This is a genomic window from Rhodanobacter sp. DHB23 (genome assembly GCF_014842975.1).
In the GTDB taxonomy this organism is placed as follows: Bacteria; Pseudomonadota; Gammaproteobacteria; order Xanthomonadales; family Rhodanobacteraceae; genus Rhodanobacter_A.
This window is the reverse complement of the sequence record NZ_JACYXK010000027.1, coordinates 22,653-42,513: the sequence shown is the minus strand read 5'-3', so window position 1 is coordinate 42,513 and position 19,861 is coordinate 22,653. Positions and strand designations below refer to the sequence as shown.

The window sequence follows — 19,861 nt, the reverse complement described above, 5'->3', positions numbered from 1 at the left end:
ACGGGCGGCCATCCATGGCCGCACTTTTCAAGAAAAGCATCGTGGTCTTGACTGGTCGCGATGCTTTGAAGAAGCAGGCAGTGCGGCCTCCGGGTCGCGTAAGCACAACGACGCGGCGCGAGCCGCACTGACAAAAGTACTATCCAGAGGTCTCTAGTCATGGCAAAGGGCAAGTTCGAGCGCACCAAGCCCCACGTGAACGTGGGCACGATTGGTCACGTGGACCACGGCAAGACGACGCTGACGGCGGCGCTGACGAAGGTCGGTGCGGAGCGCTTCGGCGGCGAATTCAAGGCCTACGACGCGATCGACGCGGCGCCGGAAGAGAAGGCGCGCGGCATCACGATCTCGACCGCGCACGTCGAGTACGAATCGCCGAGCCGCCACTACGCGCACGTGGACTGCCCGGGCCACGCCGACTACGTGAAGAACATGATCACGGGTGCGGCGCAGATGGACGGCGCGATCCTGGTGTGCTCGGCCGCGGACGGCCCGATGCCGCAGACGCGCGAACACATCCTGCTCAGCCGCCAGGTGGGCGTGCCGTACATCGTCGTGTTCCTGAACAAGGCCGACATGGTGGACGACGCCGAGCTGCTCGAGCTGGTCGAGATGGAAGTGCGCGAGCTGCTGTCGAAGTACGACTTTCCGGGCGACGACACCCCGATCATCAAGGGTTCGGCGAAGCTGGCGCTGGAAGGCGACCAGTCGGAGATCGGCGTGCCGGCGATCATCTCGCTGGTGGACGCGCTGGACACGTACATTCCGGAGCCGCAGCGTGCGATCGACCAGCCGTTCCTGATGCCGGTGGAAGACGTGTTCTCGATCTCGGGCCGCGGCACCGTGGTGACCGGCCGTATCGAGCGTGGCGTGATCAAGGTCGGTGACGAAATCGAAGTGGTGGGCATCCGTCCGACCCAGAAGACCACCGTGACCGGCGTGGAAATGTTCCGCAAGCTGCTGGACCAGGGCCAGGCGGGCGACAACGCGGGTCTGCTGCTGCGCGGCCTGAAGCGTGACGACGTGGAGCGCGGCCAGGTGCTGGCGAAGCCGGGCACGATCACCCCGCACACGGACTTCGAGGCCGAGGTGTACGTGCTGTCGAAGGACGAAGGCGGCCGTCATACCCCGTTCTTCAAGGGCTACCGTCCGCAGTTCTACTTCCGCACGACGGACGTGACCGGTGCGATCGAGCTGCCGGAAGGCGTGGAGATGGTCATGCCGGGCGACAACATCAAGATGGTGGTGAGCCTGATCCACCCGATCGCGATGGACCAGGGCCTGCGTTTCGCGATCCGCGAAGGCGGCCGCACCGTCGGCGCCGGCGTGGTGGCCAAGGTCATCAAGTAATAACTGGCCAAAATGCCGTTGGAATAGCGGCTTTTGGTAAAAAGTCCGGCCATGGATGGCCGGTTCTTGATCTTCGCGAACATGGATGTGAGCACGGCTAACGCCAAGCTCTTCCCATTCGGGAAATTTGTCGTTATACTTCGCAGCTCCCTAGCCGGACGAACCTGATTTCGACCGGCTCACCGCGAAATGAGGCGCAGGAAGTGCTTCGAGTTCGCAGGCCGTGGACGGCCATCGCATTCGGCGTGATTCCGGGTTGATCCCGTTGCCACGAACAGATTGCGCAGCAGGATTTGCGCCAGGCGAGCAGACCAATGCTCGCTTGGCGTTTTTCGGGTCGGGATTTCGCTTCGGCAGGGTCCCGGCCCGGTTCCAAAGGCAGTTGCGGGGCGGTGAGAAGCCGCTTCGTTGCACATCCAGGTTCTTTTGATAACAGGACACGGTTTTATGGCGAACCAGAAGATTCGCATCCGGCTCAAGGCGTTCGATCATCGTCTGATCGACCGTTCGGCCAGCGAGATCGTCGAGACGGCCAAGCGCACGGGCGCCACGGTGCTCGGCCCGATTCCGCTCCCGACCAAGATCGAGCGTTACACCATTCTGGTGTCGCCGCACGTCGACAAGGATGCACGCGACCAGTACGAGACCCGTACCCACAAGCGCGTGCTCGACATCGTCGATCCCAACGACAAGACCGTGGACGCGCTCATGAAGCTTGATCTCGCCGCTGGCGTCGATGTTCAGATCAAGCTCGGTTGAGCGATAGACAGGATACGAACATGAGTATCGGACTGGTAGGCCGCAAGTGCGGCATGAGCCGGCTCTTCACTGAAGACGGACGCTCGATTCCGGTGACGCTGATTGAAGCGACCCCGAACCGCGTCACCCAGCTGAAGACGGAAGACAACGATGGCTACAGCGCGGTGCAGGTCGCGGCGGGCGTGAAGCGCGCCAGCTTGCTGACGGCGCCGCTGAAGGGCCATTACGCCAAGGCCAAGGTTGAGCCGGGTCGTGGTTTGTGGGAGTTCCGCGTGTCCGCCGACGACCTCGGCAAGTACAGCGTGGGCGCGGAGATCAAGGCTGACGAGGTGTTCGCGGTCGGCCAGATCGTCGACGTCGCCGGCGTCTCGAAGGGCAAGGGCTTCCAGGGCACCATCAAGCGCCACAACTTCAAGATGGGCGATGCGACGCACGGCAACTCGCTGTCGCACCGCGCGCCGGGTTCGATCGGCCAGCGCCAGACGCCGGGCCGCGTGTTCCCGGGCAAGAAGATGTCGGGCCACATGGGTGCGGTGAACCGCACGCAGCAGGGTCTGGAAGTGGTCAAGGTCGACGCCGAGCGTCACCTGATCGCGGTGAAGGGCGCTGTCCCCGGTGCGACCGGTGGCGACGTCGTCATCCGTCCGACCACCAAGGGTTGAGGAGAGACGCCATGGAACTGAATGTCATTGGCGCCAAGCCGCTCAGCGTGTCGGACGAAGTGTTCGGCGGCGAGTTCAAGCAGGCCCTGGTTCACCAGGTAGTGGTTGCGTACCAGGCCGGCGGTCGCGCCGGTACCAAGGCGCAGCTGTCGCGTGGCGAGCTGTCGGGCACCACCAAGAAGTTCAAGAAGCAGAAGGGCGGCGGCGCCCGTCACGGTGACTACCGCGCCCCGATCTTCGTGGGCGGTGGCGTGACCTTTGCCGCGAAGCCGCGCAGCTACGAGCAGAAGGTCAACCGCAAGGCCTACCGCGTGGCGATCCGCTCGATCCTTGCCGAACTGAACCGCCAGGGTCGCCTGAAGGTGGTCGACGGTTTCGGCGTCGAGCAGCCCAAGACCAAGGCAATGGTCGCCAAGCTCAAGGAGCTTGAAGTTTCCGGTCGCGTGCTGCTGGTTTCCGAGGATGCCGACGAGGCGCTGTATCTGGCTTCGCGCAACATCCCCTACCTGCACGTCCTGGACGTGATGGCGCTGAATCCGGTCAGTCTGGTCGGTTCCGACCACGTGGTGATGACGGTTGACGCCGTGAAGAAGATCGAGGAGTGGCTGGCATGAGCAACGAACGCATTCTCGATACGCTGCGCGCGCCGCACATTTCCGAGAAGTCGGCTCGCGTCAGCGAGCACAACCAGTACGTTTTCGTGGTTGCCCCCGAGGCGACCAAGGCCGATGTCCGTGAGGCGGTGGAGAAGATGTTCGACGTCAAGGTCGAGCAGGTGAACCTCGTCAACAGCAAGGGCAAGGTCAAGTCCTTCCGTTTCCGCGCTGGCAGCCGCCAGGGCAAGCGCAAGGCCTACGTCCGCCTCGCCGATGGCCAGACCATCGACGTGTCGGCCAAGGCCTGAGCCAGGAGTTCCTCGAGATGGCACTAATCAATCACAAGCCAACCTCGCCGGGTCGTCGTGACGCCGTCAGCGTCCGCACCGAGGGGCTGCACAAGGGCGCGCCGTACGCGCCGCTGACCGAAAGCCAGTCGAAGACGGGTGGTCGCAACCATTTCGGTCGCATCACCACGCGTCATCGCGGTGGCGGCCACAAGCAGGCTTACCGCATCATCGACTTCAAGCGCGACAAGGAAGGCATTGCCGCCAAGGTCGAGCGCATCGAATACGATCCGAACCGCACCGCGCACATCGCGCTGCTGTGCTATGCCGACGGTGAGCGTCGCTACATCATCGCGCCGAAGGGTGTGCAGGTGGGTGATCGCCTGCTGTCCGGCCACGACGCGCCGATCAAGGTGGGCAATTGCCTGCAGCTGCGCAGCATCCCGGTGGGTTCCACGATCCACTGCATCGAGATGAAGCCCGGCAAGGGCGCGCAGATCGCCCGCTCCGCCGGTGCCTCGGTGCAGCTGGTGGCCCGCGAATCCGGCTACGCCACGCTGCGCCTGCGCTCCGGCGAAATGCGCCGCGTGCCGGTCGAGTGCCGCGCCACCATCGGTGAAGTCGGCAACGGCGAGCACAGCCTGAAGAAGCTCGGCAAGGCCGGCGCCAAGCGCTGGCTGGGCATCCGTCCGACCGTTCGCGGCGTCGTCATGAACCCGGTCGACCATCCGCACGGCGGTGGTGAAGGCCGTACCTCCGGCGGCCGTCATCCGGTCAGCCCGTGGGGCACGCCGACCAAGGGTTACAAGACCCGCAACAACAAGCGCACGCAGCAGTTCATCGTGCGTCGTCGCAAGTAACAGGAACCCGACATGCCACGCTCTCTGAAGAAAGGTCCGTTCGTCGACCTTCACCTCGCCAAGAAGGTGGAAGCCGCGGTTTCCGCCAACAACAAGCGCCCGATCAAGACCTGGTCGCGCCGCTCGATGATCCTGCCCGAAATGGTGGGCCTGACCATCGCCATCCACAACGGCCGCCAGCACGTGCCGGTGCTCGTCAACGAGAACATGGTCGGGCACAAGCTCGGCGAGTTCGCGGTGACGCGTACCTTCAAGGGCCACGTCGGCGACAAGAAGGGCAAGTGATGAGCACCGAAGCCAAAGCGATCCTGCGCGGCGCCCGCATCTCGGCGCAGAAGGCACGCCTGGTGGCAGACCTGGTCCGCGGCATGCCCGTGGGCCGGGCCAGCGACGTGCTCCAGTTCACCAACAAGAAGGCTGCACACCTTGTCCGCAAGGTGCTGCTGTCGGCCGTCGCCAACGCCGAGAACAACCTCGGTGCCGATGTCGACGAGCTGAAGGTCGCGCGCATCTTCGTGGACGAAGGTCCGGCGATGAAGCGCATGTATGCCCGCGCCAAAGGCCGCGGTTCCCGCATCCTGAAGCGCACCAGCCACATCACCGTGGTCGTTGGCGAGTAAGAGGAAGAAGACGATGGGTCACAAAGTTCATCCCACCGGCATCCGCCTCGGCATCGCCAAGGACTGGAACGCCAAGTGGTACGCCAACAAGGGCGACTACGCGAAGTATCTCGTGGCGGACATCAAGGTCCGCGAGATGCTGAAGAAGAAGCTGGCTGCCGCCGGCATCTCGAAGATCCAGATCGAGCGCCCGGCCAAGACCGCGCGCGTGACGATCTACACCGCCCGTCCGGGCGTGGTGATCGGCAAGAAGGGCGAGGACATCGAGAAGTTGCGCAAGGAAGTCAGCGACATGATGGGCGTTCCGACGCACATCAACGTCAACGAAGTGCGCAAGCCCGAGCTGGACGCCCAGCTGGTGGCCGAGTCGATCGCGCAGCAGCTCGAGCGCCGCATCATGTTCCGTCGCGCGATGAAGCGCTCGGTGGGCAATGCGATGCGCCTGGGCGCGCTGGGTATCAAGATCAACGTGTCCGGCCGTCTGAACGGCGCCGAGATCGCCCGTTCCGAGTGGGCCCGCGAAGGCCGCGTGCCGCTGCACACCCTGCGTGCGGACATCGACTACGGCACCGCCGAGGCGAAGACCCAGTACGGCATCATCGGCATCAAGGTGTGGGTCTACAAGGGCGAGATCTTCGACGTGGCCCAGATCGGCCAGGAACCGAAGGACGAGTCCCCGGCGCCGTCGTCGCGCCGCGAGGGTGGCGAAGGCCGCCGTGACCGTGAACCGCGTCGCGATCGTGATGGCGAAGGCCGTCGCGAGCGTGCGGCGAAGTAAGGAGAGTTGCCATGTTGCAACCCAAGCGAACCAAATACCGCAAGCAGTTCAAGGGCCGCAACGACGGTCTGGCGCACTGCGCCAACCTCGTCAGCTTCGGCGAATTCGGCCTCAAGGCGACCACCACCGGCGCGCTCACCGCACGCCAGATCGAGGCAGGTCGTCGTTGCATCACCCGCTTCGTGAAGCGTGGCGGCAAGCTGTGGATCCGCGTGTTCCCGGACAAGCCGATCACCAAGAAGCCGATCGAAGTGCGCATGGGCGCCGGCAAGGGCGGCGTGGAATTCTGGGTCGCCCCGATCCAGCCCGGCCGCATGCTTTATGAAATCGAGGGCATCGACGAGGCTTCGGCACGCGAGGCGTTCCGCCTGGCCGCCGCCAAGCTCTCGGTGCAGACCCAGTTCGTGACCCGGGCGGTGATGTGACATGGCCATCAAAGATCTGACCACCAAGTCGGCCGAAGAGCTCAATCAGCACCTGCTGGACCTGCGCAAGGAACAGTTCAACCTGCGCATGCAGAAGGGCGCCGGCCAGCTCAACCAGCCGCATCAGCTGCGCCGCGTCCGGCGCGACATCGCCCGCACGAAATTCGTGCTCGGCGGCAAGAAGTAAGGGACCGCCGATATGAGCGACAACCAGAAGCAGGCGCGTACCCTCGAAGGGCGCGTCATCAGCAACAAGATGGACAAGACGGTCACCGTCCTGATCGAGCGCCAGGTGCAGCACGGCCTGCTGGGCAAGATCGTGCGCCGCTCGACCAAGCTGCACGCGCAGGACGACCTCGGCGCGAACGAGGGCGACCTCGTGCGCATCGCCGAGTGCCGCCCGCTGTCCAAGACCAAGCATCACCGCGTGGTCGAAATCGTCACCCGCGCGGCCGTCTAAGAGGAGGGTGCAGACATGATCCAGATGCAAAGCACGCTCTCCGCGGCGGACAACAGCGGTGCCAAGGAACTGATGTGCATCAAGGTGCTCGGCGGCTCCAAGCGCCGTTACGCCGCGATCGGTGACGTGATCAAGGTCACCGTGAAGGATGCCATTCCCCGCGGCAAGGTGAAGAAGGGCGAGGTGTACAACGCCGTGGTGGTTCGCACCGCCAAGGGCGTGCGCCGTCCCGATGGCTCGCTGATCCGTTTCGACGGCAATGCAGCGGTGCTCCTCAACAACAAGCTCGAGCCGATCGGCACCCGTATCTTCGGGCCGGTCACCCGCGAGCTGCGCAGCGAGAAGTTCATGAAGATCGTCTCGCTCGCGCCCGAAGTGCTCTGAGCGAGGTCCTGAACATGAACCGTATCCGCAAGGGTGATCAGGTCCTCGTGATCACCGGCAAGAACAAGGGTCAGCGCGGCGAAGTGCTGCGCGTGGAAGGCGAGCGCGTGTTCGTCTCCAACGTGAACCTGGTCAAGCGCCACACCAAGCCGAATCCGCAGGCCAACCAGGCCGGCGGCATCGTCGAGCGCGAGGCCTCGATCCATCTCTCCAATGTGCAGCTGTTCAACCCCGCCACGAACAAGGGTGAACGCGTTGGCACCAAGACGCTCGCTGATGGGCGCAAGGTCCGCGTGTTCCGTTCGAATGGCGAGGTCGTGGACGCGTAAGGATTAATGACATGACGCGCCTTGAGACGTTTTACAAAGAGCAGGTAGTGCCGAAGCTCACCGAGAAGTTCGGCTACCAGAACGTGATGCAGGTTCCCCGCATCACCAAGATCACGCTGAACATGGGCGTGGGCGAAGCCGCCGGCAACAAGAAGATCCTCGAGAATGCCGTGGCGGACATGGCCAAGATCTCGGGCCAGAAGCCGATCACGACCAAGGCGCGCGTTTCCGTGGCCTCGTTCAAGATCCGCGACGGCTGGCCGATCGGTTGCAAGGTCACCCTGCGCCGCGCCCAGATGTTCGAGTTCCTGGATCGCCTGATCAACATCTCGCTGCCCCGTACCCGCGACTTCCGCGGCGTGTCGGGCCGCGCCTTCGACGGCCGTGGCAACTTCAACTTCGGCGTGAAGGAACAGATCATCTTCCCGGAAATCGACTTCGACGCCGTCGACGCGATGCGCGGCATGGACATCGCGATCACCACGACCGCGAAGACCGATGCCGAGGCCAAGGCGCTGCTGGAAGCCTTCAACTTCCCGTTCCGCAACTAAACCAAACGATCATCCGTGATCGGGAAAACCGGCCATCCGTGGCCGGACTCTTCAAAAGAGAGCATTTATTCATGGCAAAGACCTCGATGGTCAACCGCGACATCAAGCGGACCAAGCTCGTCAAGAAGTACGCCGCCAAGCGCGCCGAACTGAAGGCGATCGTGCTGAGCACCACCGCCTCCTACGAGGAGAAGATGGACGCGCAGGGCAAGCTGCAGAAGCTGCCGCGCGACGCCAGCCCGAGCCGCCAGCGCACCCGTTGCGCGCTGACCGGCCGTCCGCGCGCCGTGTACGCCAAGTTCAACCTTGGCCGCAACAAGCTGCGCGAAGCCACCATGCGTGGTGACGTGCCTGGCCTGCGCAAGGCCAGCTGGTAAGACCCAAACAGGGCAGGGCGGGAGCTGATCCCGCCTGACCCGATGCGGCGGCAGGCCTTCGGATCTGCCGCCGTCGGCGCAATCTTGGCGCCGATGTTCGCAAAGCCGGAAAAAGCTGCTATAGTCGTCGGTCTGCGCAACGCAGGCTGACGCTTTGTCGGCATCACAATCTAGAAGATTTCCGGTTTTATCGGATATCGGTGCACTCTGAAGGATGTTTTCATGAGCATGACTGATCCCATCGCCGACATGTTTACGCGTGTCCGCAATGCCCAGCTGATGGGCAAGCCGACGGTGAGCATGCCGTCGTCGAAGCTGAAGGTGGCCATCGCCAACCTTCTCAAGAACGAAGGCTACATTCTCGACGCGCAGACCGCGCAGGCGGAAGGCAAGCCCGTTCTCGAAATCCGCCTGAAGTATTTCGAAGGTCGTCCGGCCATCGAGTCCATTTCCCGCGTCAGCCGTTCCGGCCTGCGCATCTACCGCGGCAAGGGTGAACTGCCGAAGGTGCTCGGCGGTCTGGGCATCTCGATCATCTCGACGTCCGCCGGTCTGCTGACCGACGCGCAGGCCCGTGCCAAGGGTCTGGGCGGCGAAGTCATCGGCCAGGTCGCTTAAGGAGCCGACGATGTCACGTGTTGCCAAGAAGACGATCAACCTGCCGAAGGGCGTGGAGCTGAAGGCTGCCGCCGAAGGTATCTCCGTGAAGGGCCCGAAGGGCACCCTGTCCATTCACGTGCTGCCCGGCGTGTCGCTGAAGGTGGACGGCGATGCCGTCAACATCCAGCTGGCCGAGGGCGCCGACGACAAGTTCGGCGGCACCGCGCGCGCGCTGCTGGCGAACATGGTCAAGGGCGTGTCCGAAGGTTACGAGCGCAAGCTGGAGCTGGTCGGCGTGGGTTACCGCGCGTCCATGGCCGGCAAGGCGCTGAACCTGAGCCTGGGCTTCTCGCACCCGGTGGTGTTCGAGGCTCCGGAGGGCATCACCCTGGAAACCCCCACGCAGACGGAAATCCTGATCAAGGGTGCCGACAAGCAGGTGGTGGGCCAGGTGGCCGCCAAGATCCGTGCCTTCCGTTCGCCTGAGCCTTACAAGGGCAAGGGCGTGCGCTATGCCGGCGAGAAGATCACCCTGAAGGAAGCCAAGAAGGCATAAGTGCGCTGTCCCTGCGCGAAGAAGCGGCCATCCATGGCCGCACTCTTCAGAAAAGCAGGCTAGACAGATCACGCATTTCGAGCCGATCCGCTTTCGAGGAACATGACGATGAACAAGAACGAATCCCGCCTGCGTCGCGCCAAGTCCACGCGTTCGCACATCCGCAAGCTCGGCGTGGCGCGCCTGTCGGTGCATCGCACCGGCCAGCATCTCTACGCCCAGGTGTTCGCTGCCGACGGTCAGAACGTGGTGGCGGCTGCCTCCACCGTGCAGAAGTCGGTGGCCGAAGGCCTGAAGGGCACCAAGAACCTGACCGCCGCTGCCGCGGTGGGCAAGGCCGTTGCCGAGCGTGCGTTGGCTGCCGGCGTGGAATCGGTGGCGTTCGACCGCTCCGGTTTCCGCTTCCACGGTCGCATCAAGGCGCTGGCCGATGCGGCTCGCGAAGCCGGCCTGAAGTTCTAAGAGCCGGGATTCGGGGTTGGGGATTCGGGATTCGAAAGAGCCCGTCTGCCGCAAGCCCCGGATCCCTCGCTTCCAGTAACAACACAACAACAAGCGGCCCAGCCGCAAGCAAAAGTCCCGGATGGTCCGGGCACACGGAATCGAGAAATGTCTTCCAACGATCGCGAAAATTCAGACGGCCTGCTCGAGAAGCTGATTGCCGTGAACCGCGTGGCCAAGACCGTCAAGGGTGGCCGCCAGATGAGCTTCACCGCGCTGACCGTGGTCGGCGACGGCGAGGGCAAGGTCGGCTTCGGCTATGGCAAGGCGCGCGAAGTGCCGGTCGCCATCTCCAAGGCGATGGAGCGCGCCCGTCGCAACATGGTGAACATCGACCTGAACAACGGCACCCTGTGGTACGCCATCAAGGCCAACCACGGCGCGGCCCGCGTCTACATGCAGCCGGCTTCCGAAGGTACCGGCGTGATCGCCGGCGGCGCCATGCGCGCCGTGCTGGAAGTGGTCGGCGTGAAGAACGTGCTGGCCAAGGCGGTCGGCTCGCGCAACCCGATCAACCTGGTGCGTGCCACCATCAAGGGCCTGCAGGCGGTGGCTTCGCCGAAGCAGATCGCCGCCAAGCGTGGCAAGACCGTGGAAGAGGTGCTGGGCAATGGCTAAGAAGAACGAAACCGCCGGCACCGTGCGCGTGCGCCTGGTCAAGGGCCTACGCGGCGTGCAGGCGCGTCATCGCCTCAGCGTCAAGGCGCTGGGCCTGAACAAGACCAACGACGTCCGCGAGCTGAAGGACAGCCCGCAGGTGCGTGGCCTGATCAACACGGTCTACTACCTGGTCCAGGTGGAGGATTAATCATGCGTTTGAATGACATCAAGCCGGCCGCCGGTTCGCGCAAGACCAAGCTGCGCGTCGGTCGCGGCATCGGCTCGGGCCTCGGCAAGACGGCCGGTCGCGGCCACAAGGGTCAGCACGCCCGCGCCGGCGGCACCCACAAGTACGGCTTCGAGGGCGGCCAGATGCCGCTGCAGCGTCGCCTGCCCAAGGTCGGCTTCCGCTCCAAGCTGAAGGCCGAGAGCCAGCAGGTGTTCCTGTACCAGCTCGCCGGCCTCAAGGCCGACGTGATCGACGTGGTCGAGCTGCACAAGGCCGGCCTGATCGACAGCAAGGCCAAGAAGGTCAAGGTCGTGCTGAAGGGCGAGATCGGTCGCGCGGTGAAGCTGTCGGGCCTGCTGGCCACGGCGGGTGCCAAGGCTGCCATCGAGGCAGCCGGCGGCAGCGTGGAGTAATCGCGTGGCCCAGGCCAACGGCAACGCACTCGGCAAGCTCGGCAAACTGACCGAGCTGCGCCAGCGCATCTTCTTCGTGATCGGTGCGCTGCTGGTGTTCCGCCTCGGTTCGTTCATCCCGGTGCCGGGCGTGAATCCGGACGCGATGAGCAACCTGGTTCAGGGCAACGGCCTGATGGACATGTTCAACATGTTCTCGGGCGGCGCGCTGGCGCGCTTCTCGGTGTTCGCACTGGGCGTGATGCCGTACATTTCGGCCTCCATCGTGATCCAGATGATGGGTTCGGTGATCCCGAGCCTGCAGGCGTTGCGCAAGGAAGGCGAGTCCGGCAAGCGTCGGATGACGATGTACACGCGCATCGGTTCGGTGGGTCTGGCGTTGTTCCAGTCCTTCTTCATGGCGGTGGGATTTCAGAAGCAGGTCGCGGCCGGTGGCGCGCCGGTGGTGTACACCCCGGGCTTCGGCTTCGTGCTGGCCGCGGTAATCGGCCTGACTGCTGGCACCATGTTCCTGATGTGGCTCGGCGAACAGATGACCGAGCGCGGCATCGGCAACGGCATCTCGCTGCTGATCTTCGCCGGCATCGTGGCCGGCCTGCCGGGCGCGGTGGTGCATACGCTGGGCATGTCGAGCAACGGCGAGCTGTCGGTGCTGGGTGTGCTGATCGTCTTCGCGATCGTGCTGCTGGTCACCGCGTTCTGCGTGTTCATGGAGCGCGCGCAACGCAAGATCACGGTCAACTACGCGCGGCGCTCCGGCGGCCAGCGTGGCTACCAGAACCAGAGCTCCAGCCTGCCGCTGAAGATCAACATGTCGGGCGTGATCCCGCCGATCTTCGCGTCCAGTCTGCTGTTGTTCCCGGCCACCGCGGTGAACTGGTTCGGCGCCGGCCACCAGTCGCGCTGGCTGCAGGACCTGACCCAGGCGCTGAATCCGGGTGAGCCGCTGTGGGCGCTCATCTATGCGGTGCTGGTGATCGGCTTCGCCTTCTTCTACACCGCGGTCGTGTTCAACTCGGAAGAGACGGCGGACAACCTCAAGCGCTCCGGCGCGCTGATCCCGGGCATCCGCCCGGGTCGCGCCACGGCCAGCTACATCGATGGCGTGATCACCCGTTTGACCGGCGTGGGTGCGCTGTACCTGGTCGCGGTCTGCCTGGTGCCGTCGTTCATGCAGAAGTTCTGGCACGTGCCGTTCTACTTCGGTGGCACGTCGCTGCTGATCGTGGTGGTCGTGGTGATGGATTTCACCTCGCAGGTGCAGGCGCACCTGGTCAGCCACCAGTACGAAAGTTTGCTCAAGAAGGCCAATCTCCGCCGCAACTAGTGGCTGCTGGGCGGGCGGGATTGGCCGAAAACCCGGAGGGCCGGGCGGTGTTGGGCACCGCAGGGCTTTCCTGACAAGTTGATTCAAGATAGAATTGCGCGTTTACCGCGCACGAAAGCACTCGGAGAAAGCACATCATGGCGCGCATCGCAGGTGTCAATTTGCCGGTCCAGAAGCATGTCTGGGTTGGTCTGCAGAGCATTTACGGCATTGGCCGCAGCCGGGCCAAGAAGGTCTGTGTGGACGCTGGCGTGGTTCCCACCACCCAGATCAAGTCGCTCAGCGAAGGCGAAGTGGAAAAGCTTCGCGCGGAAATCGCCAAGTACGTCGTGGAAGGCGACCTGCGCCGCGAAGTGGGCATGGCCATCAAGCGCCTGATGGATCTGGGCTGCTATCGCGGCCTGCGCCATCGTCGCGGCCTGCCGGTGCGCGGCCAGCGCACGCGTACCAACGCACGCACCCGCAAGGGCCCGCGTCGCGCCATCAAGAAGTAACGGATCGAGAATATGGCCAAGCCTGTCAAGACCAAGAAGAAGATCAAGCGCGTTGTCACGGATGCCGTGGCCCACGTGCAGGCCTCCTTCAACAACACCATCGTCACCATCACCGATCGCCAGGGCAATGCCTTGTCGTGGGCGACTGCCGGCGGCGCGGGTTTCCGCGGTTCGCGCAAGTCGACCCCGTTCGCTGCCCAGGTCGCCGCCGAGAAGGCCGGCCGTGCCGCTGGCGACTACGGCGTGAAGACCGTGGAAGTGCGCATCAAGGGCCCGGGCCCGGGTCGTGAGTCGGCCGTGCGTTCGCTGAACGCCTTGGGTTACAAGGTGCTCAACATCATCGACGTCACGCCGATTCCGCACAACGGCTGCCGTCCCCCCAAGAAGCGTCGAGTCTAAGGAGCACAACCATGGCACGTTATCGTGGAGCTACCTGCAAGCTCGCCCGCCGCGAAGGCGCCGACCTGAGCCTCAAGAGCCCGGCCCGCGCGATCGACTCCAAGTGCAAGCTGGAGAACAAGCCCGGCCAGCACGGCGCCAACAAGCGCATGCGCATGTCCGACTACGCCGTCCAGCTGCGCGAGAAGCAGAAGGTCAAGCGCATCTACGGTGTGCTCGAGCGTCAGTTCGGCAACTACTACACCAAGGCGTCGACCCTCAAGGGCAACACTGGCGAGAACCTGCTGCGCCTGCTCGAGAGCCGCCTGGACAACGTCGTGTACCGCATGGGTTTCGCGGTCACCCGCGCCCAGGCCCGCCAGCTGGTTTCGCACAAGGCGGTGCTGGTCAACGGCAAGAAGGTCAACATCCCGTCCTACCAGGTCAAGCCCGGCGACGCGATCGCGCTGACCGAGCGCGGCCGTACCCAGTTGCGCGTGCAGGAAGCGGCGACCGTGTTCGACACCATGGACCTGCGTCCGGGTTGGGTCGAAGTCGACAGCAAGAAGTTCGAAGGCACGTTCAAGGCGGTGCCGGATCGCGGCGACCTGCCGTCCGACATCAACGAAGCCCTGATCGTCGAACTTTACTCGAAGTAATCACCGGAGCCTTGCATGGCAGTTTCGTCTACTAGCGTGCTGCGGCCGCGTGGCCTCAGCGTCGAACAGCTTGGCGCCAATCGCGCCAAGGTGGTGGTCGAACCGCTCGAGCGCGGTTTCGGTCACACCCTGGGCAACGCGCTCCGTCGCGTCCTGCTTTCCTCGATCCCCGGCAGCGCCATCGTCGAGGTCGAGATCGACGGCGTGCTGCACGAATACACCACCCTCGAGGGCCTGCAGGAGGACGTGATCGAAGTCCTGCTGAACCTCAAGGACGTGGCGATTCGCCAGCACACCGGCGACGAAGTCACCCTCACCCTGTCCAAGAAGGGCAAGGGCGTGGTCACGGCCGGCGACATCGTCGTCGACCACTCGGTGGAGATCATCAACCCCGAGCACGTGATCTGCCACCTGACCAAGGACATCGCGCTCAACATGCGCCTGAAGGTGCGCCGCGGCGTGGGTTACCAGCCGGCCAGCGCCCGCGTCCATCCGGACGACGAAGCCCGTCCGATCGGTCGCCTGCAGCTCGACGCCTCGTTCGCGCCGGTGCTGCGCGTGGCCTACGAAGTGGATGCCGCTCGCGTCGAGCAGCGCACCAACCTCGACAAGCTGGTGCTGGACATCGAGACCAACGGCACCATCGGCGCCGAGGACGCGGTGCGCAAGGCCGCCGAGATCATCAACGACCAGTTGTCCGTGTTTGGTGACTTCTCGCGTCGCGAGAGCGCTACCGACAAGGCCGAAAAGAGCGGTTTCGATCCGCTGCTGCTGCGCCCGATCGACGATCTGGAGCTCACCGTGCGTTCGGCGAACTGCCTGAAGGCCGAGAGCATCTACTACATCGGCGATCTGGTGCAGAAGACCGAGGTCGAGCTGCTGAAGACGCCGAACCTGGGCAAGAAGTCGCTCACCGAGATCAAGGATGTCCTTGGCTCGCGCGGCCTGGCCCTGGGCATGAAGCTGGAGAACTGGCCGCCGGCTGGGCTCTCGCACGGCATGCAGCTTGGTTAATGTGATCGTCCCTGATCACTGTTTTAGCTGAATCTTGGCCAGAGTGTTCATAGCGCTCTGGCCAAGCACCAAAAGCGGCCATCCATGGCCGCACTCCTCATAAGAGCTTTCGCTCCGGTTGGGGATCTTAAAAAGAGCCTCGCTTCGATGAGGCCATAAAAGCGGGTAACCGCGGGGTGTTGGACACAGGTGCCAGCGCTTCATAACAACAGACCTACTAGAGAGTATTCGCCATGCGCCACATGAAATCCGGTCGCAAGCTCAACCGCACCAGCGCCCACCGTGAAGCGATGTTCAAGAACATGGCTTCGTCGCTGTTCAAGCACGAGCTGATCCGTACCACCCTGCCGAAGGCCAAGGAACTGCGCCGCGTCGCCGAGCCGCTGATCACGCTGGCCAAGACCGACGGCGTCGCCAATCGCCGCCTCGCCTTCGCGCGCCTGCGCGACAAGGAAGCGGTGGGCAAGCTGTTCGTCGAGCTGGGCCCGCGTTACCGCGAGCGTCCCGGCGGCTACCTGCGCATCCTGAAGTGCGGCTTCCGCGACGGCGACAACGCCCCGATGGCGTATGTCGAGCTGGTCGGTCGCCCGCAGGCCGAGGCTGTCGACGCCGAGTAAGCGTCGCCGCCTGCGGACATCCAGACGTCCAAACGAAACCCCGGCCGGGCAACCTGCCGGGGTTTCGCTTTGTGCGGCAGGCGACCGGAACGCCGATGCTGACAGTCCGCCGGCAAGCGGGTAATGTCGCGTTTCCGCTCCTGTTCCCTCTGCTCATGAATCCCTTGCGTTGGTCGTTTCGCATCAGCTTGCTGGCGGGCTTCCTCGTCTGCGCCGCCCTGATCGGTTTCGCGTTGTATGCGCAGTACGTGCTGCAGATGGATCCATGCCCGCTGTGCATCCTGCAGCGCGTGGTGTTCATCGCGCTGGGCGTGGTGTTCCTGGTCGGCGGCCTGCATGCGCCGCGCGGCGGCGGGCGCTGGTTCTACGCGGGCTTGCTGGTGTTGATCGCGCTGGTCGGCATCGGCATCGCCGCGCGCCACCTGTGGATCCAGTCGCTGCCGCCCGACCAGGTGCCGAGCTGCGGCGCGCCGCTGGGCTATCTGCTGGAAACCCGCGCCAGCAACGGCGGCCTGGTCCGGGTGCTGCTCAAGGTGCTCAGCGGCTCCGGCGAATGCGCCAAGGTGCAGCCGATCCTCGGCCTGTCGATGCCGTGGTGGTCACTGATCTGGTTCGTACTGCTCGCGGTGTGGACGCTGCTGGCCGCTACGCGCCGCACGAAGAAGAGGTTGATGCGATGAACGGGGTGAAGTCGAGCGCGGACTGGACACCATCGTCCTGGCAGCAGCGCGAGGCGCTGCAGCAGCCACAATACGAGGATGCCGCCGAACTGGCGCAGGCCACCGCGCAGCTGGCGCAGCAGCCGCCACTGGTGACTTCGTGGGAAGTGCTGGCGTTGAAGCAGGCGCTGGCCGAAGCGCAGGAAGGCCGGCGCTTCCTGTTGCAGGGCGGCGATTGCGCGGAGAGCTTCGCGGATTGCAGCAGCCCGATCATCTCGAACCGGCTCAAGGTGCTGCTGCAGATGAGCCTGGTGCTGGTGCACGGGCTGAAGCAACCGGTGCTGCGCGTGGGGCGCTTCGCGGGCCAGTATGCGAAACCGCGTTCGACCGACACCGAGACGCGCGACGGCGTGACGCTGCCGAGCTTCCGCGGCGACGTGATCAACGGCCCCGAATTCACCGCCGCCGCGCGGCGCGCCGATCCGCAGCGCTTGATCAGCGCGCATGCGCATTCGGCGTTGACGATGAATTTCGTGCGTGCGCTGATCGACGGTGGCTTCGCCGACCTGCACCACCCGGAGTACTGGGACCTGGCCTGGGTCGAGCATTCGCCGCTGGCCGCCGAGTACCGCCGCATGGTGGCCGGTATTGGCGACTCGCTGCGCTTCATGGAAACCCTGGCCGGGCCGATCGCCGGCTTCACCAAGGTGGATTTCTTCACCTCGCACGAGGCGCTGCTGCTGCACTACGAGCAGGCGCTCACGCGCCAGGTGCCGCGGCATCCGGGTTGGTTCAACCTGTCCACGCACTTCCCGTGGATCGGCATGCGCACGGCGGCGCTGGACGGCGCGCACGTGGAATATTTCCGCGGCATCCGCAATCCGGTCGCGGTGAAGGTCGGTCCATCGGTGACGCCGGAGCAACTGCTGCCGCTGATCGATGCACTGAACCCGCAGGACGAACCGGGCCGGCTCACCCTGATCCACCGCATGGGCAACGCGAAGATCGCCGAGGCGCTGCCGCCGCTGTTGCAGGCGGTGAAGCGCGAGGGCCGGCGCGTGCTGTGGGTGGCCGATCCCATGCACGGCAACACCGAAAGCACTGCCAATGGCTACAAGACGCGGCGCTTCGACAACATCCGCGGCGAGCTCGACCAGGCCTTCGACATCCATGCCGCCGCCGGCACGCGCCTGGGCGGCGTGCACCTGGAGCTCACCGGCGAGGACGTCACCGAATGCACCGGCGGCGCACGTGGCTTGGCCGATGCCGACCTGCAGCGTGCCTACAAGTCGATGGTCGATCCGCGCCTCAACTACGAGCAGTCGCTGGAACTGGCGATGCTGATCGTGCGCAAGTCGGCGGCGGGCCAAGCGGGCTGATCGTTGTTGGCGACGGTGGGCTCAGCCCGTCGTTTCCAGCGCTTCCTTCGTTTCGCGCATCTGGCCATCTTCGGGTGGCGGGAAGTGGTACCAGGCCTCGTGCGGCGAGGCCTGCTTGCACGACAGGCATTGCGTCCTCGCCCAGTAATGCCCGCAGCCGGGGCAGCAGCCGGCGGTCCAGAACGTGTTCCAGCGCGTGCCGCAACCGGAGCCGGGTTCGCCCGGCGAGCAGTACCACTGGTTGTCGGGGCGCGGCTCCCACGCACACAGCGGGCAATGGATATGCGGCTGGCGTTCCACGTCGGATGCTTCCTGCTCGCTATTTCGACGATGCCATCACCGGCTTGCCGTCCACCGTGTCCAGGAACTTCGGCGCCTGCCACGCGTGCGTGTGCTGCTCGAAGCCGTAGGCGATGGAGATCAGCGTGGGCTCGCTCCACTTCGCGCCGAACAGCACGATGCCCACCGGCAGCCCATGTGCCCAGCCCGCGGGCAGGGTGATCGAGGGATAGCCGGCCACGGCGGCGGGCTGCGAGGGGCCGCCGATGGTGGGATCGCCGCTGACCACGTGGTCGCCCAGCACGAGGTCGGTCATGAAGGCCGGTCCCCAGGACGGCGCGAGCAGGGCGTCGAGGTGTTGCGATTGCAGCGCGGCGTCGATGCCCTCCGGGCCGGAGAGCTGCTTCGCCTTCGCCAGTGCGTCGCGATAGGCCGGGTCGGTGAGCGGGCCGCGCGCCTCGGCCTGCTCGAACAGCTCCTGCCCGAACCACGGCATCTCTTCGGCGGCGTGCGCGTTGTCGAACGCGATCAGGTCGGCCAGCGTGTGCACCTTCAGCCCGGTGCGCGTGGCGAGGTAGGCGTTGATGTCGTGCTTGAAGTCGTACTGCATCACGGTGGACTCGGCGTCGCCGAGCTCGTTGAGGTGCGGCAGCTGCACCGGGTCGACGATGATCGCGCCCTGCGCCTTCATCGCGGCGATGGCCTCGTCGAGTACGCGGTCGGCGTTCGGCTCGACGCCGCCCAGCGCGCGCACCACGCCGATGCGCTTGCCGCGCAGGCCGTTCGGATCGAGGAATTTCGTGTAATCGGTGGCGTGCTTGTCGGCGTCGACGGTGGCCGGGTCGCGTGCGTCGCTGCCGGCGATCGCCGAGAGCAGGGCGGCCGCGTCGGCCACGCTGCGCGTGATCGGGCCGGCGGTGTCCTGGTTGGCGCTGATCGGCACGATGCCGGCGCGGCTCACCAGGCCCAGCGTGGGCTTGATGCCGACCAGGCCGGTCATCGAGGCGGGGCAGATGATGGAGCCGTCGGTCTCGCTGCCGATCGCCACGGTCGCCAGTCCGGCGGCCACCGCTGCCGCGGAACCGGCGCTGGAACCGCAGGGGTTGCGGTCCAGCGCATAGGGATTCTTCGTCTGCCCGCCCACGCCGGTCCAGCCGCTGCTGGCGTGGTTGGAGCGGTAGTTGGCCCATTCGCTGAGGTTGGCCTTGCCGAGGATCACCGCGCCGGCCGCGCGCAGCTTCGCGGTGACGGTGGCGTCGTGCGGTGCAGGCGCGTCGACCAGTGCCAGCGATCCGGCGGTGGTCAGTTCGCGGTCGCCGGTATCGATGTTGTCCTTCAGCAGTACCGGGATGCCGTACAGCGGTCCATGCCGCTTGCTGCGCCTGGCGTCGAGCGAGGCGGCGATCTTCACTGCGTCGGGATTGGTCTGCAGCACCGAATGCAGCGCGGGGCCGTGCCGGTCGATGCGCTGGATGCGGCCGAGGAAATCCTGCGTCAGCGTCTTGCTGCTCAGGCTGCCGTCGTCCATGCGCTGCTGCAGCTGGGCGATGGAGGCATAGTCGTCCTGCTGCTGCGCGGCCAGCGGCATGCTGGCGAGCAGGGCGGCGGCGAGCAGCGAACAGGCGAACGGTCGGCGCGTCATGGCATTCCCCGGGACCTGCGACATGGCGTCGCGATACGCAGAGCATAGCCGCGTGCGCCCGCGATGGAGCTGATGG

The 19,861-nt window shown here is 65.0% G+C and carries 32 protein-coding genes; 30 read left to right on the top strand and 2 right to left on the bottom strand.

All coding sequences use genetic code 11. From position 1 onward, the window contains the following. The first annotated feature begins 159 nt into the window (after positions 1-159). From tuf to IHE47_RS09920, 30 genes are all read left to right on the top strand, one after another. Positions 160-1,350 carry an elongation factor Tu gene (gene tuf, locus IHE47_RS10065; protein ID WP_192105771.1) on the top strand — a complete coding sequence of 397 codons (1,191 nt, stop codon included), beginning with the start codon at positions 160-162 and terminating at the stop codon, positions 1,348-1,350. 447 nt (positions 1,351-1,797) lie between these two features. Continuing rightward, positions 1,798-2,109: a 30S ribosomal protein S10 gene (rpsJ, locus tag IHE47_RS10060; RefSeq protein ID WP_014402136.1), complete on the top strand. Its 312-nt coding sequence runs from the start codon at positions 1,798-1,800 to the stop codon at positions 2,107-2,109. 20 nt (positions 2,110-2,129) lie between these two features. Further along, positions 2,130-2,771: a 50S ribosomal protein L3 gene (gene rplC, locus IHE47_RS10055; protein WP_192105770.1), complete on the top strand. Its 642-nt coding sequence runs from the start codon at positions 2,130-2,132 to the stop codon at positions 2,769-2,771. Positions 2,772-2,782: 11 nt separating this feature from the next. Beyond that, positions 2,783-3,385 carry a 50S ribosomal protein L4 gene (rplD, locus tag IHE47_RS10050; RefSeq protein ID WP_192105769.1) on the top strand — a complete coding sequence of 201 codons (603 nt, stop codon included), beginning with the start codon at positions 2,783-2,785 and terminating at the stop codon, positions 3,383-3,385. Continuing rightward, positions 3,382-3,675 carry a 50S ribosomal protein L23 gene (gene rplW / locus IHE47_RS10045; RefSeq protein WP_192105768.1) on the top strand — a complete coding sequence of 98 codons (294 nt, stop codon included), beginning with the start codon at positions 3,382-3,384 and terminating at the stop codon, positions 3,673-3,675. The genes rplD and rplW overlap by 4 nt, the downstream gene beginning before the upstream one ends. Positions 3,676-3,692: 17 nt before the next feature. Then, on the top strand, positions 3,693-4,514 hold the full coding sequence (gene rplB, locus IHE47_RS10040; protein ID WP_192105767.1) for a 50S ribosomal protein L2: 822 nt from the start codon (positions 3,693-3,695) through the stop codon (positions 4,512-4,514). A gap of 12 nt (positions 4,515-4,526) precedes the next feature. Next, the gene (gene rpsS, locus IHE47_RS10035) at positions 4,527-4,799 is read left to right on the top strand and encodes a 30S ribosomal protein S19 (protein WP_077481308.1); all 273 of its coding nucleotides are present in this window, start codon (positions 4,527-4,529) and stop codon (positions 4,797-4,799) included. After that, on the top strand, positions 4,799-5,134 hold the full coding sequence (gene rplV, locus IHE47_RS10030) for a 50S ribosomal protein L22 (protein WP_192105766.1): 336 nt from the start codon (positions 4,799-4,801) through the stop codon (positions 5,132-5,134). The genes rpsS and rplV overlap by 1 nt, the downstream gene beginning before the upstream one ends. A gap of 13 nt (positions 5,135-5,147) precedes the next feature. Then, positions 5,148-5,912, top strand: coding sequence for a 30S ribosomal protein S3 (rpsC, locus tag IHE47_RS10025; RefSeq protein ID WP_192105765.1), 765 nt, complete (start codon positions 5,148-5,150; stop codon positions 5,910-5,912). 11 nt (positions 5,913-5,923) lie between these two features. After that, complete coding sequence (gene rplP, locus IHE47_RS10020; RefSeq protein ID WP_192105764.1) at positions 5,924-6,337, top strand: 50S ribosomal protein L16; 414 nt, start codon at positions 5,924-5,926, stop codon at positions 6,335-6,337. Between the two features lies 1 nt (position 6,338). Beyond that, the gene (gene rpmC / locus IHE47_RS10015; RefSeq protein ID WP_192105763.1) at positions 6,339-6,524 is read left to right on the top strand and encodes a 50S ribosomal protein L29; all 186 of its coding nucleotides are present in this window, start codon (positions 6,339-6,341) and stop codon (positions 6,522-6,524) included. 12 nt (positions 6,525-6,536) lie between these two features. Beyond that, on the top strand, positions 6,537-6,797 hold the full coding sequence (gene rpsQ / locus IHE47_RS10010; protein ID WP_181300988.1) for a 30S ribosomal protein S17: 261 nt from the start codon (positions 6,537-6,539) through the stop codon (positions 6,795-6,797). Positions 6,798-6,812: 15 nt separating this feature from the next. Then, positions 6,813-7,181, top strand: a complete 369-nt coding sequence (gene rplN, locus IHE47_RS10005; RefSeq protein WP_007513359.1) for a 50S ribosomal protein L14 — start codon at positions 6,813-6,815, stop codon at positions 7,179-7,181. A gap of 14 nt (positions 7,182-7,195) precedes the next feature. Then, positions 7,196-7,510: a 50S ribosomal protein L24 gene (rplX, locus tag IHE47_RS10000; RefSeq protein ID WP_192105762.1), complete on the top strand. Its 315-nt coding sequence runs from the start codon at positions 7,196-7,198 to the stop codon at positions 7,508-7,510. An 11-nt stretch (positions 7,511-7,521) separates the two neighbouring features. Continuing rightward, positions 7,522-8,061, top strand: a complete 540-nt coding sequence (rplE, locus tag IHE47_RS09995) for a 50S ribosomal protein L5 (protein WP_192105761.1) — start codon at positions 7,522-7,524, stop codon at positions 8,059-8,061. Between the two features lie 71 nt (positions 8,062-8,132). Beyond that, positions 8,133-8,438 (top strand): 30S ribosomal protein S14, encoded by a 306-nt coding sequence (rpsN, locus tag IHE47_RS09990; RefSeq protein WP_192105760.1) that lies wholly within the window; start codon positions 8,133-8,135, stop codon positions 8,436-8,438. 222 nt (positions 8,439-8,660) lie between these two features. Beyond that, positions 8,661-9,056 (top strand): 30S ribosomal protein S8, encoded by a 396-nt coding sequence (gene rpsH, locus IHE47_RS09985; RefSeq protein ID WP_192105759.1) that lies wholly within the window; start codon positions 8,661-8,663, stop codon positions 9,054-9,056. Positions 9,057-9,066: 10 nt separating this feature from the next. Next, positions 9,067-9,594: a 50S ribosomal protein L6 gene (gene rplF / locus IHE47_RS09980; protein ID WP_192105758.1), complete on the top strand. Its 528-nt coding sequence runs from the start codon at positions 9,067-9,069 to the stop codon at positions 9,592-9,594. A 102-nt stretch (positions 9,595-9,696) separates the two neighbouring features. Then, positions 9,697-10,056, top strand: coding sequence for a 50S ribosomal protein L18 (rplR, locus tag IHE47_RS09975; RefSeq protein WP_192105757.1), 360 nt, complete (start codon positions 9,697-9,699; stop codon positions 10,054-10,056). Between the two features lie 147 nt (positions 10,057-10,203). After that, positions 10,204-10,713 carry a 30S ribosomal protein S5 gene (gene rpsE / locus IHE47_RS09970; RefSeq protein WP_181301007.1) on the top strand — a complete coding sequence of 170 codons (510 nt, stop codon included), beginning with the start codon at positions 10,204-10,206 and terminating at the stop codon, positions 10,711-10,713. Continuing rightward, on the top strand, positions 10,706-10,903 hold the full coding sequence (gene rpmD / locus IHE47_RS09965; RefSeq protein ID WP_192105756.1) for a 50S ribosomal protein L30: 198 nt from the start codon (positions 10,706-10,708) through the stop codon (positions 10,901-10,903). The genes rpsE and rpmD overlap by 8 nt, the downstream gene beginning before the upstream one ends. A 2-nt stretch (positions 10,904-10,905) precedes the next feature. Continuing rightward, entirely contained in the window at positions 10,906-11,337 is a 432-nt protein-coding gene (gene rplO / locus IHE47_RS09960) for a 50S ribosomal protein L15 (RefSeq protein ID WP_192105755.1), read from the top strand. A 4-nt stretch (positions 11,338-11,341) separates the two neighbouring features. After that, positions 11,342-12,664 (top strand): preprotein translocase subunit SecY, encoded by a 1,323-nt coding sequence (secY, locus tag IHE47_RS09955; RefSeq protein ID WP_192105754.1) that lies wholly within the window; start codon positions 11,342-11,344, stop codon positions 12,662-12,664. 137 nt (positions 12,665-12,801) lie between these two features. After that, the gene (gene rpsM / locus IHE47_RS09950; RefSeq protein ID WP_192105753.1) at positions 12,802-13,158 is read left to right on the top strand and encodes a 30S ribosomal protein S13; all 357 of its coding nucleotides are present in this window, start codon (positions 12,802-12,804) and stop codon (positions 13,156-13,158) included. A gap of 12 nt (positions 13,159-13,170) precedes the next feature. Continuing rightward, the gene (gene rpsK, locus IHE47_RS09945; protein ID WP_007513384.1) at positions 13,171-13,557 is read left to right on the top strand and encodes a 30S ribosomal protein S11; all 387 of its coding nucleotides are present in this window, start codon (positions 13,171-13,173) and stop codon (positions 13,555-13,557) included. Between the two features lie 11 nt (positions 13,558-13,568). Next, positions 13,569-14,195 (top strand): 30S ribosomal protein S4, encoded by a 627-nt coding sequence (gene rpsD, locus IHE47_RS09940; RefSeq protein ID WP_192105752.1) that lies wholly within the window; start codon positions 13,569-13,571, stop codon positions 14,193-14,195. Between the two features lie 15 nt (positions 14,196-14,210). Further along, positions 14,211-15,209 carry a DNA-directed RNA polymerase subunit alpha gene (gene rpoA / locus IHE47_RS09935; RefSeq protein ID WP_192105751.1) on the top strand — a complete coding sequence of 333 codons (999 nt, stop codon included), beginning with the start codon at positions 14,211-14,213 and terminating at the stop codon, positions 15,207-15,209. A gap of 233 nt (positions 15,210-15,442) precedes the next feature. Next, on the top strand, positions 15,443-15,826 hold the full coding sequence (gene rplQ, locus IHE47_RS09930) for a 50S ribosomal protein L17 (protein ID WP_181301027.1): 384 nt from the start codon (positions 15,443-15,445) through the stop codon (positions 15,824-15,826). Positions 15,827-15,981: 155 nt separating this feature from the next. Beyond that, positions 15,982-16,506, top strand: a complete 525-nt coding sequence (locus IHE47_RS09925; RefSeq protein ID WP_192105750.1) for a disulfide bond formation protein B — start codon at positions 15,982-15,984, stop codon at positions 16,504-16,506. After that, complete coding sequence (locus IHE47_RS09920) at positions 16,503-17,864, top strand: 3-deoxy-7-phosphoheptulonate synthase class II (RefSeq protein ID WP_192105749.1); 1,362 nt, start codon at positions 16,503-16,505, stop codon at positions 17,862-17,864. The genes IHE47_RS09925 and IHE47_RS09920 overlap by 4 nt, the downstream gene beginning before the upstream one ends. A 21-nt stretch (positions 17,865-17,885) precedes the next feature. Here IHE47_RS09920 and IHE47_RS09915 read toward each other — a convergent pair whose 3' ends face one another. Then, complete coding sequence (locus tag IHE47_RS09915; protein ID WP_192105748.1) at positions 17,886-18,164, bottom strand: hypothetical protein; 279 nt, start codon at positions 18,162-18,164, stop codon at positions 17,886-17,888. Positions 18,165-18,183: 19 nt separating this feature from the next. Then, entirely contained in the window at positions 18,184-19,785 is a 1,602-nt protein-coding gene (locus IHE47_RS09910) for an amidase (protein WP_192105747.1), read from the bottom strand. Positions 19,786-19,861 lie beyond the last annotated feature (76 nt).